17 protein-coding genes are annotated in these 17,012 nt (G+C 56.7%); 7 read left to right on the top strand and 10 right to left on the bottom strand.

From position 1 onward, the window contains the following. Positions 1-4: 4 nt before the first annotated feature. The 3 genes from ACMWL8_RS02195 to ACMWL8_RS02185 form a co-directional block, all read right to left on the bottom strand. On the bottom strand, positions 5-1,126 hold the full coding sequence (locus ACMWL8_RS02195) for an amidohydrolase (protein WP_045260617.1): 1,122 nt from the start codon (positions 1,124-1,126) through the stop codon (positions 5-7). Further along, on the bottom strand, positions 1,123-2,124 hold the full coding sequence (locus tag ACMWL8_RS02190) for an MsnO8 family LLM class oxidoreductase (protein ID WP_045260618.1): 1,002 nt from the start codon (positions 2,122-2,124) through the stop codon (positions 1,123-1,125). The genes ACMWL8_RS02195 and ACMWL8_RS02190 overlap by 4 nt, the downstream gene beginning before the upstream one ends. A gap of 110 nt (positions 2,125-2,234) precedes the next feature. Continuing rightward, positions 2,235-2,774, bottom strand: a complete 540-nt coding sequence (locus tag ACMWL8_RS02185) for an AAA family ATPase (protein WP_028013284.1) — start codon at positions 2,772-2,774, stop codon at positions 2,235-2,237. Positions 2,775-2,836: 62 nt separating this feature from the next. Here ACMWL8_RS02185 and ACMWL8_RS02180 point away from each other — a divergent pair, with 62 nt between their 5' ends. After that, on the top strand, positions 2,837-2,980 hold the full coding sequence (locus ACMWL8_RS02180; RefSeq protein WP_154818592.1) for a hypothetical protein: 144 nt from the start codon (positions 2,837-2,839) through the stop codon (positions 2,978-2,980). Here ACMWL8_RS02180 and ACMWL8_RS02175 read toward each other — a convergent pair. Continuing rightward, positions 2,977-3,375: a cupin domain-containing protein gene (locus ACMWL8_RS02175; protein WP_045260619.1), complete on the bottom strand. Its 399-nt coding sequence runs from the start codon at positions 3,373-3,375 to the stop codon at positions 2,977-2,979. The two genes, ACMWL8_RS02180 and ACMWL8_RS02175, sit on opposite strands and share 4 nt — an antisense overlap. Before the next feature lie 108 nt (positions 3,376-3,483). Between ACMWL8_RS02175 and ACMWL8_RS02170 the strand changes: the two genes are divergently transcribed. Further along, on the top strand, positions 3,484-4,371 hold the full coding sequence (locus ACMWL8_RS02170; protein WP_045260620.1) for a LysR family transcriptional regulator: 888 nt from the start codon (positions 3,484-3,486) through the stop codon (positions 4,369-4,371). Positions 4,372-4,702: 331 nt separating this feature from the next. Then, positions 4,703-6,199 carry an L-asparagine permease gene (gene ansP, locus ACMWL8_RS02165; protein WP_028013287.1) on the top strand — a complete coding sequence of 499 codons (1,497 nt, stop codon included), beginning with the start codon at positions 4,703-4,705 and terminating at the stop codon, positions 6,197-6,199. 51 nt (positions 6,200-6,250) lie between these two features. Here ansP and ACMWL8_RS02160 read toward each other — a convergent pair whose 3' ends face one another. Then, entirely contained in the window at positions 6,251-7,312 is a 1,062-nt protein-coding gene (locus tag ACMWL8_RS02160) for a YncE family protein (protein WP_045260621.1), read from the bottom strand. A 243-nt stretch (positions 7,313-7,555) separates the two neighbouring features. Between ACMWL8_RS02160 and pqqU the strand changes: the two genes are divergently transcribed. Continuing rightward, entirely contained in the window at positions 7,556-9,670 is a 2,115-nt protein-coding gene (gene pqqU, locus ACMWL8_RS02155; RefSeq protein WP_241276880.1) for a TonB-dependent receptor PqqU, read from the top strand. Positions 9,671-9,789: 119 nt separating this feature from the next. On the opposite strand, the gene ACMWL8_RS02150 is transcribed toward pqqU, so the two are convergent. The 3 genes from ACMWL8_RS02150 to ACMWL8_RS02140 all read right to left on the bottom strand — a co-directional run bounded on the left by ACMWL8_RS02150 (position 9,790) and on the right by ACMWL8_RS02140 (position 12,395). Then, positions 9,790-10,458: a GntR family transcriptional regulator gene (locus tag ACMWL8_RS02150; RefSeq protein ID WP_045260622.1), complete on the bottom strand. Its 669-nt coding sequence runs from the start codon at positions 10,456-10,458 to the stop codon at positions 9,790-9,792. A gap of 255 nt (positions 10,459-10,713) precedes the next feature. Next, entirely contained in the window at positions 10,714-11,754 is a 1,041-nt protein-coding gene (locus ACMWL8_RS02145) for an NADP-dependent oxidoreductase (RefSeq protein ID WP_028013291.1), read from the bottom strand. A gap of 65 nt (positions 11,755-11,819) precedes the next feature. Then, a complete protein-coding gene (locus ACMWL8_RS02140; protein WP_045260623.1) occupies positions 11,820-12,395 on the bottom strand; it encodes a helix-turn-helix domain-containing protein in 576 nt (191 codons plus the stop codon). Positions 12,396-12,530: 135 nt separating this feature from the next. Between ACMWL8_RS02140 and ACMWL8_RS02135 the strand changes: the two genes are divergently transcribed. Next, the gene (locus ACMWL8_RS02135; RefSeq protein WP_414751540.1) at positions 12,531-13,049 is read left to right on the top strand and encodes an N-acetyltransferase family protein; all 519 of its coding nucleotides are present in this window, start codon (positions 12,531-12,533) and stop codon (positions 13,047-13,049) included. Continuing rightward, a complete protein-coding gene (locus ACMWL8_RS02130; RefSeq protein ID WP_028013294.1) occupies positions 13,046-13,495 on the top strand; it encodes a DMT family transporter in 450 nt (149 codons plus the stop codon). The genes ACMWL8_RS02135 and ACMWL8_RS02130 overlap by 4 nt, the downstream gene beginning before the upstream one ends. Here the strand turns inward: ACMWL8_RS02130 and ACMWL8_RS02125 are convergent, their stop codons facing one another. Next, positions 13,496-13,729, bottom strand: coding sequence for a YdcY family protein (locus tag ACMWL8_RS02125; protein ID WP_041909781.1), 234 nt, complete (start codon positions 13,727-13,729; stop codon positions 13,496-13,498). 56 nt (positions 13,730-13,785) lie between these two features. Beyond that, entirely contained in the window at positions 13,786-15,384 is a 1,599-nt protein-coding gene (locus tag ACMWL8_RS02120) for an ABC transporter substrate-binding protein (RefSeq protein WP_028013296.1), read from the bottom strand. Positions 15,385-15,667: 283 nt separating this feature from the next. Between ACMWL8_RS02120 and ACMWL8_RS02115 the strand changes: the two genes are divergently transcribed. Beyond that, entirely contained in the window at positions 15,668-17,008 is a 1,341-nt protein-coding gene (locus ACMWL8_RS02115) for an SrfA family protein (RefSeq protein ID WP_045260625.1), read from the top strand. Positions 17,009-17,012 lie beyond the last annotated feature (4 nt).

Below are 17,012 nucleotides of genomic sequence, written 5' to 3'. Positions count from 1 at the left end.
AGAATTAAACGTGTTGCAGGGCTTTTTCCGCCAGCTGTGCAAAATAGCGGGCTGCGGGTTCAATCAGGGCTTCGTCAGGATTAAACGCCGGGTGGTGTAAACCATACGGGCTGTTGCTGCCGATGCTGACAAACGCGCCGGGAACAGACTGCAGGTAGACCGCAAAATCTTCCCCGCCCATATGTAGCTCCGCATACCGGGTTTCATAGCCTGCCTCTCTGGCAACGGAGGTGGCGAAGTCGGCCCAGCGCTCGTCGTTCACCAGCGCGGTGGGCCCGGCATACCAGGTGATGTCGATCTGCGCGCTGAAGGCGCTGGCAAACCCGGCGGCAATTTCGCCCACGCGGGCCTTCACGTTCTGCTGCACCTCCGTGCGGTGGGTGCGAAGCGTGCCCTCCAGCTCGACGCTTTCGGGCAGCACGTTCCAGGTGTTACCCCCTGCGATGCGCGTCACGCTCAGCACCACCGAATCCAGCGTGTTGACGTTGCGGCTGGCGACGCTTTGCAGCGCCGTCACCAGCTGGCTCGCCAGCACAATGGCGTCGTTGCCTTCGTGCGGGCGGGCCGCATGTGCGCCCTTGCCGGTGATGCGGATCACGAAGCGATCGACGTTGGCATAAAACGGTCCGCCGCGGGTGGCGAACTCACCGACCAGCAGGCCCGGCTCGTTGTGCATACCGAAAATGGCGCTGACGTCACGCAGGGCACCGGCACGCACCATGCTCTTCGCACCGCCAAAGTTCTCTTCGGCAGGTTGAAACAGGATACGCACCCTGCCGTTAAGTGAGGCTTCCCGCTCTTTGAGCTTTAACGCGGCGCCGAGGATCACGCTGGTGTGGATATCGTGTCCGCAGGCGTGCATCACGCCTGCATGCTGCGAGCTAAACGGCACGCCGCTGCGCTCTTCAATTGGCAGGGCATCAATGTCTGCCCGCAGCGCAATCAGCTTGCTACCGGTTCCAATTTCCGCCACCAGACCGGTCGGCAGATCGTAAGGCTGTGGGGGAATACCGGCATTCGTCAGCCACTGGCGCAGGCGCGCGGTGGTCTCCACTTCCTGGCCGGACAGCTCCGGGTTCCGGTGCAGCTCACGACGCCAGGCAATCAGTTGTTCGCCGAAGCTCATACGGTGACCTCCCTGTTAAGACGCGCCTCGGCCAGCAGACGCAGAGACGCGACGCGCGTTGCCCCCTCCGCGACCGGCGTGTCGATGATAAATTCGTCAATGCCCCACTGTTCGTGCAGCGCGTTAAGCTGTTCCAGCACCGACTCAGCTGTTCCCGCCAGCAGCGACTGGGCCCGACGGGCAATGCATACCGGCTCGCTCCCCGCCTGACGGGCAAAGGCGTAGGCCTGCTCCTCACTGGCGACGGTTACGCGCTGGCCGTTTGCCAGCTCAACGCCCCACACTTCGACCTTCTGCGCCAGCGCGTCCGCTTCGGCCTGGGTCGGCGCGACAACCGCCTGCACCGCCACAATCACCTCCCGCGCGCTGTTCTTCCGCCAGATCGATACCACCTCGCGCAGCAGCTCCGGATCGCCGTTCAGGTGTGCGGCAAAGACGAAGTGCCAGTCGAGCGATGCGGCGAGCAGCGCGCTTTCGGGGCTGGCCCCCAGCAGGAAACCTTGTGCAGGGACCGGCGGCAACGGCGTGGCACGAACGGCCTCTTCCGCCGACTGGTTTTCAGGACGGATCCAGCGATCGAGCTGGTCCAGCTGTTCGGCAAAGCTGCCCTTTTCCTGCTGATTCAGGCCCTGCTGAAGCGCGCGGGTTGAGAGCGGCAAACCACCGGGGGCTTTCCCGACGCCCAGATCCACGCGACCCGGCGCCAGCGCGGCCAGAACGTTAAAGTTTTCAGCGACTTTATAGGGGCTATAGTGTTGAAGCATGACGCCGCCAGAGCCCACACGGATGCGCTTTGTTTGCCCGAGGATCCAGGCAATCAGCAGTTCCGGCGAGGGGCTGGCGAGTTGCGGGGTATTGTGGTGTTCGGCAATCCAGAAGCGGTGATAGCCCAGATTTTCCGCCTGTTGCGCCAGCGCTAACGTCCGCGCCAGCGCATCGGCAGCCGTTTCATTTTCAGCGATGGGGCTTTTATCCAGAATGCTGATTCGCCATGACATGTTGCGTTCTCGTTTGACTTAACATGTCGACATTATTAAAGGCGTATTTCACCACTGAGAAACAATTAATTTACATTTGGTTTGCCGGAAATCAGATATATAAAACCCTACTAAGAATAAGATTTTAAGGCGGCAATCAGCGTTTCCGCCTGCCCGCGGCGGGTAATATGGACGAAGCGGATATGCCCATATTGCGGGTTTTGCAGATCGGCTTCATAACGCGTGCGGTTGTTACGCCACGTTTTCATCGTCCAGATGAGAATCGACTCTTTACTGAAGAACGCGCGCCGGAAACTCTCTTTGTTCCCGGTTCCGGGCCAAAGCTCGTGTTTATGCCAGGCCCGTTTGATTGCCCTGTTGACGGCCTGCCAGAGGGTGCGGACAAACCCATAATCCACCCACACGACAACGTCTACATTACGCCATTTAACGGGCCGCGTGCGGTTATAGTTGCCGTCGAGTACCCAGTCTGGCGACGCCTGTAGCACCTGCTCAAGCTTTTCCTGAAACTCATCGTCCGGCGTTCCCTGCCATTCGGGTCGCCAGTAGAGTCTGTCCATCTCGATATAGGGAATAGCCAGTTCGGTCGCAATCTGCTTCGCCAGCGTGCTTTTTCCACTTCCGCTGGTTCCGATGACGTTAATTTTCACCTCAGCCTCCCTGTATTTACGAAAATGAGACCGAATCATAACGTTTTCATTCTGTTAACGAAATGCTTCCTGGTATTACCGCGGCGGTGTTACTCTCCTGTCTGGCAGTCTATTTATTCCCTGAGAAACGTCTGCAGCTGGCCAGTCTGGTGCTGCTGTTTGATCAACCGCGCCTGCAGCAGGCGATTGCCGTTTTTGGCGGTTAGCCGTTCGGGTACTGTTCGTCGGTCACTTTTTCCAGCCACGTTACCGGGCTGCCGTTTACCGCTTCGGCGATGGCGATATGCGTCATCGCCGTTTGCGCACTTGCGCCGTGCCAGTGCTTCACGCCGGGTGGGATCCAGGCGATATCGCCCTGATTCAGGATTTCCGCCTCTTCGCCCCACGCCTGTAACCAGCCGCGCCCCTGCGTCACAATCAGCGTTTGTCCCAGGGGATGCGTATGCCAGGCCGTGCGCGCCCCCGGCTCAAAGGTCACGGTTGCCCCGCCGACGCTGGCAGGTTCGCTCGCCTGAAAGGGCGCGTCAATGCGAACAGCGCCGGTAAACCAGGCCTCCGGGCCTGTTGCTGAAGGTAATGAACCGCTGCGGATAATTTTCATCTTTTGCTCCTTGTTGACTGTTGCGTTAACAGTAGCGCAAAGCATTCTGGAGCATTAGGGTACATAATGAGATAGAACACATGACTGAAATTCATAAATAGAACCGCAATGCTAAAAGATAATTTCAACGACCTGCTCTCCTTTATGGTAGTGGCCCGCGAGCGCAGCTTTACGCGCGCAGCGGCGCAGCTGGGCGTCTCGCAATCGGCACTGAGTCATGCGATGCGCAAGCTTGAAGCGCGATTAGACGTTCGCCTGTTAACCCGCACAACCCGCAGCGTGGTTCCGACACCCGCGGGTGAGCAGCTCTTTTCGCGCCTCAGCCCGCATCTGCAGGAGATCGAACAGGAACTCACGGCGCTTTGCAGCACCCGCGACAAACCCGCAGGCGCTATCCGCATAGTCGCCGGCGAGCACGCGATGGACGCCGTGCTCTGGCCGGCACTGAAGGCTTTTATGCTGCAGTATCCTGAAATCAACGTCGAAGTGACGGTCGACAACGGCCTGACAGATATCGTCGATGGCCGCTTCGACGCGGGGGTACGCCTGGGTGAACAGGTGGCAAAAGATATGATTGCGGTGCGGATAGCGCCGGACATGCGCATGGCGGTCGTCGGCTCCCCGGATTACCTGGCTCGTTTTGGCGTGCCGCTCGTGCCGGAGCAGCTGGGTGAACACCGCTGTATCAATCTCCGCCTGCCCACCCGAGGGGCAGTGTATGACTGGGAGTTTGAGCGCGACGGGCGCGAGCTTCGGGTGCGGGTTGAAGGACAGCTTACACTGAGTAATCTGTCGCAGCGCATCGACGCGGCGGAGAGTGGCCTCGGATTAGCCTACGTGCCCGAGTCCTCGGTCCTGGACGCCCTTCAGTACGGACGGCTCGTCAGGGTCCTTGAGTCCTGGTGCCCCACGTTTGAAGGATATCACCTCTATTATCCAAGCCGTCGACAGCACACAACCGCGTTCAGGTTGCTTCTCGATGCCCTGCGGCAGTAAAAATTTATACCATCTGGTAATAATTAAGGGAATCTGATGATTAAATAAACAACGTCGCGATTGTTTTGACTAAAAACTCATCACGATTCAGCGTGTTGTGATCCCCCTCTGCTCTGACCACACGATTTCCTTCGACGTGCATCACTTTCGGCACGGTTATATTTTGCGTCGCTTATGAATTGCAGGTAGGATGCCTCGCCATGTTTCGCCTTATCCATACGCAGAATGACTGGGAAGGCGGCATGTGTTTGCGCAGAAGCAATCGTTTGTATTGCGCTCTGCCAGGCAGGACTATCACGATAATGGTTCAGACAGGCAAACAGGTAACTCAATGAAAACAAGCAATAAAAGCGCAGCCGATCATCACGCTGCGAAACGTCGCTGGTTGAACTCCCACGAAGAGGGCTACCACAAAGCGATGGGCAACCGTCAGGTTCAAATGATCGCCATCGGCGGCGCTATCGGAACGGGTCTGTTTTTAGGTGCTGGCGCGCGTCTGCAGATGGCGGGCCCGGCTCTCGCCCTGGTCTATCTGGTGTGCGGGATCTTCTCTTTCTTCATTCTTCGCGCGCTGGGTGAACTGGTACTGCATCGCCCTTCCAGCGGAAGCTTCGTCTCTTACGCCCGAGAATTCCTCGGTGAAAAAGCCGCCTACGTGGCAGGCTGGATGTACTTCGTCAACTGGGCGATGACCGGTATCGTCGATATCACCGCCGTTGCGCTGTATATGCACTACTGGGGCGCGTTCGGTGATGTGCCGCAGTGGGTCTTTGCCCTTGGCGCGCTGGCGATCGTCGGCACCATGAACATGATCGGCGTGAAGTGGTTCGCCGAGATGGAGTTCTGGTTTGCGCTGGTCAAAGTGCTCGCCATTGTGATTTTCCTGGTGGTCGGTACCGTCTTCCTCGGCAGCGGCAAACCGCTGGATGGCAATGCTACCGGCTTCCACCTGATAACCGATAACGGCGGTTTCTTCCCGCACGGTCTGCTGCCTGCGCTGGTGCTGGTTCAGGGCGTGGTGTTTGCCTTTGCCTCTATTGAGCTGGTCGGTACCGCTGCGGGCGAATGTAAAGACCCACAAACGATGGTGCCAAAAGCCATTAACAGCGTGATCTGGCGTATCGGTCTGTTCTACGTCGGCTCCGTGGTGCTGCTGGTTCTGCTGCTGCCGTGGAACGCCTATCAGGCCGGCCAGAGCCCGTTCGTCACCTTCTTCTCGAAGCTCGGCGTGCCTTACGTGGGCAGTATCATGAACATCGTGGTGCTGACGGCGGCGCTCTCCAGCCTGAACTCCGGTCTGTACTCTACCGGGCGTATCCTGCGCTCCATGTCGATGGGCGGTTCAGCGCCGAAGTTCATGTCGAAGATGAGCAAGCAGCACGTGCCTTACGCGGGCATTCTTGCCACGCTGGTGGTGTACGTCTTCGGCGTATTCCTGAACTATCTGGTGCCGTCTCAGGTCTTTGAGATCGTTCTGAACGTGGCCGCACTCGGCATTATCGCTTCCTGGGCCTTTATCGTGGTCTGCCAGATGCGTCTGCGTAAAGCCATTAAAGAAGGCAAAGCCGCAGATATCAGCTTTAAGCTGCCGGGCGCGCCGGTGACCTCCTGGCTCACCCTGCTCTTCCTGTTCAGCGTGCTGGTGCTGATGGCGTTCGACTACCCGAACGGCACCTATACCATCGCCACCATCCCGCTGCTGGCCGTGCTGCTGATCGCTGGCTGGTTCGGCGTGCGTAAGCGCGTTCACGAAATTCACAGCACCGCGCCGGTTCATCCTGACGATGAAAAACACGACGCGCCGCTGGTGGAAGAGACCTCGCGTTAAGCATCAAACAGGTATTAAAAAGGGAAGGCATATGCCTTCCCTTTTTTTATATTACAGCGCGATACGAATCACATCGTCAGGCTGGGTCGCTTCCTGCTGGCGGGTAGATTTCTGCTTCACCGTCACGTAAAGCGTTTTGCCATCCGCAGAGAGCGCCAGGCTGTTCGGGTAGACCGGCGTATCGAACGTTTTCGTCACTTTGTAGGTCTTCGCGTCAATCACGCTCACCTTGCCGGCCTCACGGTGCGTCACGTAGGCTTCATTGCGAACCGGGTTAAACAGAACGGCCAGGGATTCAGGCGCGGCGATTTTCTCGATCACGCTGCCGTCTTTCAGGCTCACCGCCAGCACTTCCGGCTGTTTTGAATCGGTCAGGAACGCGCGCTGACCGGCGGAGTCCAGGCTCAGGTTCAGATAGAAGTGCTCTTTTCCGTCGTCCTGCACTTTTTTGCGGCTCAGGATTTTGTTGGTGGCGGTATCAATGGTGACCAGCTCACCGTCAGCATTGGTGGTGTACAGGCGTTTCGCCTTTGCATCCAGCGCCAGACCGGTACTGTATGTGCCGGTGTTGGCAATGGTCTCTTTCAGCTTCAGCGTTGCGCCATCCACGACCCAAATCACGCTCTCTTTGCCGACACCGGTGATGTAAATCGTGTTGCTCGCGTCATCCGCCACCAGCTGGCGCGGCTGCAGCGGCTTGACGGTTTCACTGCGCTGGCGGCTATCAAGCACCAGTCGCCCTTTCACGTCGCCCGTTTTCGCATCAATGGCCGTCACCGCGCCGTTGATCGTATTACCCAGCCACAGGGTTTGCGTCGCGCCGTCGAGGGTGGCACCAAACGGTTTGAGATCGCTATGAATGGCCTGCGTCACCTCCAGCGTAGCAGGATCGAGGCGATAGATAACGCCACCCTTGTCGAGTTTACGGCTTTGCGACGTCGCAACCCACAGGGCGTTCTCCTGCTGGCTGACCGCCATTTCATAGGCACCTTTACCCACCGCTTTACGCAGCATCTCTTCGGCGGCATGCGCCTGGAAGGTTCCGGCAAACAGTAAAGCGGCAGACAGCAGAGACGTACTCAGGCGTGGCGAGCACAGATGGCGTAAAGACATAACAATTCCTTTTTTGAAAATTGGGGGTACTGCTGACATCGCTTCCGGCTGGCAACGTCATGGCATTGCCGTTTTGATAATGAGAATAGTAATCATTAATAAGTTAAAAGTGGAGTTTTTCTTTTCCCTATTGCCTTTCATTAACGCAATGTGCGGTTATAGTTTTCAAAACATTTACAAAACCTTTAACATGTATGGACATGTTCCATTTGGTTCGTTTATACATCACAACCGGTTTTACTCATGAAAATCATATCTGCCCGTAAGGCATCTCTCCCGCTGCTGCTGGTTCCCGTTGTTTTTGCGCCTCTAAGCGCGATGAGCGCAGAGGAACAGACCATGATCGTCAGCGCCACGCCCCAAACCGTATCAGAGCTTGATACTCCGGCGGCGGTCAGCGTCGTGAATGGCGAGGATATGCGCCACGCTGCGCCGCGCATTAATCTCTCCGAATCGCTTGGCAGCGTTCCGGGACTACAGATTCAGAACCGTCAGAACTATGCTCAGGATCTCCAGCTTTCGATGCGCGGGTTTGGTGCCCGCTCAACGTTTGGCGTGCGCGGCATTCGCATGTACGTCGACGGTATTCCAGCCACCATGCCGGACGGACAGGGCCAGACCTCCAACATCGATCTCTCCAGCATTGACAGCGTTGAGGTGCTGCGCGGTCCCTTCTCCGCCCTGTATGGCAACGCCTCTGGCGGCGTAATCAACATCAACACCCAGACCGGTCAGCAGCCGCCGACCATTGAAGCCAGCAGCTATTACGGCAGTTACGGGACATGGCGCTACGGCATGAAAGCCACCGGCGCAATGGGCGATGGCACCCATGCCGGGGACGTGGATTACACCGTATCCACCACCCGCTTCACCACTAAAGGCTACCGCGACCACAGCGGCGCGCGGAAGAATCTCGCTAATGCCAAACTGGGCGTACGCATTGACGATGCCAGCAAGCTGACGCTGATTTTTAACAGCGTGGACATGAAAGCAAACGATCCGGGCGGGCTGAGCTATCAGGAGTGGCAGGATAACCCGCGTCAGTCCCCGCGCGGCGATCAGTACAACACGCGCAAGACCATCAAGCAGACTCAGGCGGGGCTGCGCTACGACCGCCAGCTTAGCGCTCAGGACGATCTCAGCGTGATGATGTACGCCGGCGAGCGTGAAATGACCCAGTACCAGTCGATTCCCTACCAGCCGCAGCTGAGGCCTTCTCACTCCGGCGGCGTGATCGATATGCAGCGTCATTATCAGGGGGTTGATACCCGCTGGACGCACCGCGGCGAGCTGCTGGTGCCGGTCACCTTCACCACCGGTCTGAACTATGAAAACATGAGTGAAGATCGTCGCGGGTACGAGAACTTCGTGATGAACAACGGCGTGCCGGATTACGGCGTGAAGGGTGATAAACGCCGGAACGAACGTAACCTGATGTGGAACGTCGACCCTTACCTGCAGACCAGCTGGCAGCTGACGCAGAAACTGTCCGTGGATGCGGGCGTGCGTTATAGCTCGGTCTGGTTTGATTCTAACGACCATTACGTTACGCCGGGCAACGGCGACGACAGCGGTGACGCGAGCTATCACAAGTGGCTCCCGGCGGGCTCCGTGAAGTATGCGGTGACGGACGCGTGGAACCTCTACGCTGCCGCAGGGCGTGGGTTCGAAACGCCAACCATCAACGAGCTTTCGTATCGCGCCGATAACCAGGGCGGCCTGAATATCGGCCTGCAGCCTTCCACGAACAACACGTATGAGGTGGGCAGCAAAACCCGCATTGGCAATGGCCTGCTGACGGCAGCGCTGTTCCGCACCGATACGGATGACGAGATCGTGGTGGATGCCAGCTCTGGTGGCCGCACAAGCTATAAAAATGCCGGAAAGACCCGCCGTCAGGGAGTCGAAGTGTCTCTCGATCAGCAGTTCGCTGAAAACTGGAAGCTGAAAATGGCGTGGACCTACCTGGATGCCACCTACCGGACTAACGTCTGCAGCGACGCAGACTGTAACGGTAACCGTATGCCGGGTATTGCGCGCAATATGGGCTTCGCCTCGTTTGGCTGGCAGCCGGAGGAAGGCTGGTACGCGGGCACGGACGTGCGCTACATGAGCGATATCATGGCCGACGATGAAAACACCGCGAAAGCGCCGTCGTACACGGTGGTCGGGCTGAATACCGGGTATAAATTCAACTACGGCAACTGGGGCATGGACGTCTTTGGCCGCGTAGATAACCTGTTCGACAAAGAGTACGTTGGCTCGGTTATTGTCAACGAATCCAACGGGCGTTATTACGAGCCAGCGCCTGGCCGTAACTACGGTGTGGGTCTGTCGGTGTCTTATCGGTTCGAGTAACAAATAAGTAAAGTTTATTTTATACTGAAAATAACGATCCTGATGGCAAAATGCCATCAGGAGTTATTCACCAGATAAATAAATAGACGCGGTATATAGTCGCTCTGTTAAATTATCTCTCAGTTAAAATATTGTCGCTGTAAAAGCGTATTCGCTTCATCAATCGATTTTTCAATCGCCTTCTGGCTGGCGTCGACATCCCGGCGTTCCAGGGCTGAAAGCAGTTCGTCATAGTGATACGTCGCTTCCTTAATGTCATTAAGCTCCCGGTGCAGATAGTTAATGCAAGGCCCGATACGCACCCAAAGCTGTTCAATTAATGCATTCAGCGTGGGCATTTCCGCATACTGATAAAGCGTAAAGCGGAAGATGCGATTTGCCTGCAATGCCTGCTGAACGTTCCCGTTGCGCATGGCCTCATGAAACGCTTCCGACAATTTGCGCAACGTCTCGATCTTTTGGTCAGACATATTCTGACAGGCTGCGGCAACCGCCATGGGTTCAAGCTGCTTGCGAATAGCGTTGATTTCGTTATAACGGTCCAGCGTCACCTCCGGCACCAGAAATGCCTGTGCCGGCGTGGCATGTAATGCCCCTGCTGATACCAGACGCAGTAGCGCCTCGCGCACTGGGGTAATGCTGGTTCCTAATTTATCGGCGATCTCTTTCGTAATCAGTCGTGCACCCGGTTTAAGGGAGCCTGTAATTAACGCTCCTTTCAAACTGAGTTCAACTTGCATGGTAAGACTGATCCTTTGGGCTTTTTCTAAGTGATCCAAATCAAGCATGTTCAATTCCTGTAGCTAAAACTTAATGCTATTTTTAAACGCCAGTTTTAATAAAACGACGCTGGTCCGATATATCCTGTATCGTCATGCCTGGTGGTGGGAAGTACGTAAAACAGCAAAAAATGCAAAATGTGTTTTTTTTATCGGTTTCGGGCTCATCCGGGATGATGGCGCGAAAAGCCATGTCCGTTAATTAAAGACAATATATCGTATCTTCACAAATAAATATGGCGGGAAACCCCGCCATAGTGCCTTTTATTTATTGTCACCCGCGACGCGAATCACGACTTTACCGAAGTTTTTTCCTTCCAGCAGGCCAATCAGCGCTTCAGGCGCGTTTTCCAGCCCGTCCGTCACCTGTTCACGATAGTGAATTTTGCCCTCCTGCACCCAGCGCCCCATCTCTTCCTGAAACTCATGAATGCGGTGGCCGTAGTCCTGGGCAATGATAAAGCCCTGCATCCGGATGCGTTTCTTCAGAATCGTCCCCATCAGAAGCGGCAAACGGTCCGGTCCGTCAGGCAGCCCCGTTGCATTGTAGCCGCTCACCAGGCCACACACCGGCACGCGCGCGGAGGTATTCAGCAGCGGCAGCACGGCGTCAAACACTTTCCCTCCGACGTTTTCATAGTAGACATCAATGCCTTTCGGACAGGCGCGTTTCAGCTGCTCAGCGAAATCCGCCGCGTGGTGATCGAGACACACGTCAAATCCAAGAACCTCAACGGCGTGGCGGCATTTTTCTGCCCCACCGGCTACCCCGACCACGCGGCAGCCTTTAATTTTACCGATCTGCCCGACGGTCGCCCCAACCGGACCCGTCGCGGCGGCGACCACCAGCGTTTCACCCGCTTTCGGTTGTCCGATATCCAGCAACCCCATGTAGGCGGTAAAGCCCGGCATCCCAAGAATGCCCAGCGCCCAGGAGGGATGTGTGGGATTATCGCCCAGCTTGACCAGGCCGCTGCCGTCCGAAAGCGCGTACTCCTGCCAGCCGCTGTAGCTCAGCACCCATTCACCCGCTTTAAAGTCGGGGTGGTTTGACTGCTCAACGCGGCTAACCGTTCCCCCTACCATCACCGCACCAATCTCAACCGGCGGAGAATAGGATGGCGCATCGCTCATGCGGCCCCGCATGTAAGGGTCCAGCGACAGCCAGACGGTGCGAAGCAGCAGCTGCCCCGCCTGAGGGGCAGGAACGGGCTGCTCTTCCAGACGAAAATTCTCCGCCACCGGCGCGCCCTGTGGGCGAGAGGCCAGCACCCAGCGGCGGTTTTGCGAAACAGATTGATTCATCGGATTCTCCTTCTGGTACAAATGTCATTACAGCCTGGCTCACGATCGGCATTATCGCCTTAACATTACGAGGCAGACTGGTTAAGCCGGACCACAAGATAGATGCAGGTTTCGTTCGTTTCGTTGATAAAACGGCAGTCGTTTGGCGGCCCCAGCTCCAGACAGTCTCCGGCCTTCATCTCGTGGCGAGTATCGCCCTCCTGAAATACCAGCTCGCCGGACTGCAGCCAGATCAGCTGACGCGCGAGCGCGTAGGAGGACGCCGGCATCGGGACGTCGCTCCCCGCGGGCAGCTCAATCTGAACGAGGTCGATAGGCAGATCGGTACGGGGAGAAACGTGGCGACGAAGGTAGTGGGTTTGCGGATCGCGCCAGACGGGCTGGTTCGACAGGCGCAGGAGTTTTCCCTCCTGCATCTCGGCTCTGGCAATCAGGGTCGACATGCTGATCCCAAACGCGCCTGACAGGCGGGCAAGCAAGGTTGCCGTCGGGCTGCTGTCGCCGCGCTCTATCTTGTGGATCATGGCGCGAGATACGCCTGCCCGCTCGGCCAGCTCGCTAAGAGACCAGCCGCGTGATTCACGTTCGAGGCGAATTCTGGCGCTAATACGCTGATTCATTGTGTCTGTTATTGTGTTCATAACGTCATACTAAAGCGTATGAACGCCGTTTCAATGGGGCTCATAATCATTCTCACGTAGCGCTCTGACGATACAGTTGTGTAATATCATATCTATAGCGTAATACTATAGTAAACAACATACAGAGGTTTAATCATGATCGTTCGTCACGCCTGTAAAGAAGACTGCGCTGCGATAGGAGAGATCTATAACCATGCGGTGCTGCATACTGCCGCGATCTGGAACGATAAAACCGTTGATACCGATAACCGAATCGCCTGGTTCGAGGCCCGCACGTTCGCGGGTTACCCGGTTCTGGTGGCTGAGGAAAATGGTGTGGTTACCGGGTACGCCTCTTTCGGCGACTGGCGCGCCTTCGACGGCTTTCGTCACACGGTTGAGCATTCGGTATATGTCCATCCGGAGCATCAGGGTAAAGGCATTGGCCGCACGTTAATGAAAGCGCTGATCAACGAGGCCCGCGCCATCGGCAAACACGTGATGGTGGCCGGCATTGAAGCGCAAAATAAGGCCTCGATTCACCTCCACGAAACGCTCGGTTTTGTGACCACGGGGCAGATGCCGCAGGTGGGAACCAAGTTTGGCCGCTGGCTGGACTTAACCTTTATGCAGCTGCAGCTGGACGAGCGCAGCGACCCGGACGCAATCCCATGAATCAGTCGCTGACGCTGGCGTTCCTGGTGGCGGCGGGGATCGGTCTGGTGGTGCAAAACACCTTAATGGTGCGTATCACCCAGTCCTCCTCCACCATTCTTATCGCAATGCTGCTGAACTCCCTGGTCGGCATTGTGCTGTTTGTCAGCATTCTGCTGCTGAAGCAGGGCTTCGCCGGGTTCAGCGAGCTGGCCGCAACGGTGCGCTGGTGGACGCTGATCCCGGGGCTCCTGGGGTCGTTTTTTGTGTTTGCCAGCATCAGCGGCTACCAGAACGTGGGCGCGGCAACGACCATCGCGGTGCTGGTCGCAAGCCAGTTGATTGGCGGGCTGGTCCTTGACGTGCTGAGAAGCCATGGCATTCCCCTGCGCGCGCTGATCGGCCCGGTATGCGGCGCGGTGATGCTGGTCGTCGGGGCCTGGCTGGTAGCGCGACGCCAGTTTTGATTAAAGTATGGTGCCGCCCTTGGTCAGCTGTTCCTGGCGCGCGTCCATCTCCTCTTTGTGCTGCTTACCGTGGTGCGAAATCGCGGTACGCAGACGCTGCTGTTGGGCGTAACGGTCTTCACGGCTGAGATCGGCATCATCGCTCAATGCAATCAGCAGTTCGTTCATGTGGGCGATGACGCTCTCTTCGATGGCGGCATCCACGCGGGCGATAACTTCGTTTAAATGTGACATTGTCACTCCTTGTTTTTTGCCGGGTGTCGGCTTACGCCTCACCCGGCAATAAATGCTTAGTTCAGCTTCGCTTTAGAGAAATCGCTACCCATCAGGCTCACGCTGTATCCGGTCACGTTGCTGCGGGTTGCAAAGAACGTTTTGCCGTTTGCCAGCGCGATCCACGGTGCCTGCTGGTAGAAAATCTCCTGCGCCTGGCCGTACAGTTTCGCACGCTCGGCCGGATCGCTGGTCAGCTTCGCTTTTTGCACCAGGGCATCATAACCCTTATCGCACCAGCGCGCGGCGTTTGACCCGGTTTTAATGCTGTTGCAGCCCAGCAGCACATCGGCGAAGTTGTCCGGGTCGCCGTTATCGGACATCCAGCCGAACAGCGCGGAGTCGTGCTCGCCTTTGCGCATCCCGGAGAGGTATTCGCCCCACTCGTAAGAGACGATTTTGGCCTTCACGCCGACTTTCGCCCAGTCGCTCTGGATCATCTCCGCGATACGACGCGAGTTAGGGTTATACGGACGCTGAACCGGCATTGACCACAGCGTGACTTCTGCGCCCTTCTCCAGTCCGGCCTGCTTCAGCAGCGCTTTTGCTTTATCAGGATCGTAGCTGTAGTCCTGCAGATCTTTATTAAAGCCCAGCATATTTGGCGGGATCGGCGATTTTGCCACCGTACCGGAGCCCATAAAGACCGCATTAACGATAGCCTTCTTGTCGGTCGCGTAGTTCAGCGCCTGACGCACCAGCACGTTATCGAACGGCTTTTTCTCGGTGTTAAACGCCAGATAGCCGACGTTCAGCGCATCGACAGAGTGCAGCGTCAGGTCTTTGTTCTTTTTAATCACGTCAAACTGAACCGGAGACGGCGCAGGAATAATCTGACACTCGTTGGTCTGTAATTTCGCCAGGCGGGTTTCCACGTTTGGCGTGATCGAGAAGATAAGATGTTTGGTCGGCACCTCGCCATCCCAGTAGTTCGGATTAGCGACGTAGCGGATCAGCGAGTCCACCTTGTACTGCTGGAGCACATAGGGCCCGGTACCGATCGGCCAGGTATCTACGTTCTCAGGCGTGCCTTTTTTCAGCATCACATCGGCGTATTCGGCGGAGAGGATCGATGCGAAATCCATTCCCCAGTCGGCCAGGAACGCGGCGTTGGGTTCACTCAGGGTGAACTGGACGTGATAATCGTCGACCTTTTTAACGTCCTGAATCAGCTTATCGAGCCCGACATCGTTGAAGTATTCGTAGTTGCCCTGGGACACATTATGGTACGGGTGTTTAGGGTCTTTCTGACGCATCACCGAGAAAATAACGTCATCGGCGTTAAAATCGCGCGTCGGCTTGAAGTATTTGTTGCTGTTGAACTTCACCCCTTTGCGCAGGGTAAAGGTATAGGTCTTGCCGTCCGGTGAAATCGTCCAGGATTCCGCCAGTGACGGTACCGGGGTATTTTTCACCGGGTCGAAATTGATCAGGCGGTTGTACAGAACCTGAGAGCTGGCCACGAACGACGGGCCGGAGCTGGCGATTTGCGGGTTGAACGACTCTGGCGATGCCTCGGAGCAGTAAATAAGGGTGTCGTTATTTGCCGCCCATGCGGCACCGGCTGGTAAAAGAGCGCTCAGCGCAAGGGCGAGCAGCGTTTTCCCTGTAGACATAGTTATAACCCTGACAGTTTTATTATATAGGTCAGTAATAACAGCACAGCCCTTATCACCTGGCAAATAACGAAACACTATCAGGTTATTCTAAAGCCGCGTTTTTTGCCGGTTTTGCCGCCAGTGCAAAAATAGGTGATTTGCCTTAAGTGACGTTATTCGTCAAGCACAACCGTTACGATCTATGCCGCAAGAAATCGGCGCTTTTAGCGTCTCTTCCTCCGTTTGTTTGCTTCCTCGTTTCGTTAAAGTAACGGTGTGAAGAAGTATATGGGATCAAATCGTGGCAAAAACTCTTTTACGCAGCGGTAATCTGGATGATTTTCAGGCCGTTGGCGGCGGCGGACAGGCCGTTTTTGAATCAGCGTTACAAATCCGGGAAGCGCTTCGATTGCGCAAACAGCAGGCCATAGTGGACTGTCTGGCTATTCCTCAGGTCAACGACAGCGGCGATCGCGTGGACTGGTATTCCCCCGTTGAGGGAAGCGTCACCAGCTGGAAGGCGGCCAGTGAAGACGACCGCTATCGTGCCCTGCGCTATCTGGAAAACACGCTTGCCAGCGTAGAGTCGTTAAGCAAGAAATGCCTCCAGTCGCCCAAAACCGCGCAGCAGCTTTTCGGCTCGCTGCTGTCGAAAGCGTTTCAGTTTCCCGGCGAGAATTTTGTTTTCCTGGTCGCAGGAAAGCCGATTATTTGCTTCTGGGGTTTTGTAAACCTGAACGAAAATGCGCGCGACGATGTCCTCGACTGCCTGCGTGAAGCGTTGATCCCCGAGCCAGCCCCCGTTGTGATTGAAGAGCCCGAGCCAGAACCCGCGCCCGAACCGGCCATCACCTTTGAAAAAGCAGACGAGCCGCTGATTGCGCCCGTCGCTGCCGTGCGTATTACGCCGGAAGAACTGTATGAGCCGGAGCCCGCGCCGGTTGTTGCGCAACCCGCTCAGGAACCTGCGCCTGTTGCCGTCACGAAAAAACGTCGCGTTCCCCTGTGGACCCTGCCGGTTGCCGCCGTGATTGTGGCAGCCGTTGCAGCGCCGCTGCTGTGGCCAAAACAGGCCCCTTCGGCAGAGCCCGCTCCGGCACCGGCTCCAGAGCCCGTGGCTATTGCACCGCAGCCGATCAAAGCGGTAGAGCCGCTGGCTATGAATCTCCCCCTGCATCAGGCTGAGGTCGTCGCCAGTAAAGAAAAAGAACCCGCTCCTGCACCTGAAGCCGCACCGGTGGTAATTGTTCCGATCCCGAAAGATGCCATGGTGATGGAAGCCGGTCAGGTGAAAGCCGGGTCGACGCGCTTCCTGAACGGTACCTGGCGCGCGGTTCTCGACGTGAAAGATCCGGTCACCGGCAAGCCGCCGTCAATGCGCTATCAAATCCAGAACAATAAAGGTTTCGCCCGCGTCGTACACGGCGACAACATTGTCTGCCGCGCGGAGATTTTCTCCGGGCTGCACAGCAATGGCGAGCTGATGATTAAAAGTCGCGGCAATGCCCGCTGCACCGACGGTTCCCGCTACCCGATGCCGGAAGTCGCCTGTAAAGCCGGGGCCAGCGATATCGCAGAATGTCGCGCTCGCTACGATGCCAACACCGTCGTCCCACTGACGTTCAAGAAAGCAGGTGCCTGATCCT

Origin of the sequence: Enterobacter sp. 04-C-12-SI-ECC (genome assembly GCF_047530715.1) — a bacterium.
Taxonomy (GTDB): Bacteria; Pseudomonadota; Gammaproteobacteria; order Enterobacterales; family Enterobacteriaceae; genus Enterobacter; species Enterobacter bugandensis.
The sequence above is the reverse complement of the archived record's forward strand: the minus strand, read 5'-3'. Positions and strand labels throughout refer to the sequence as shown.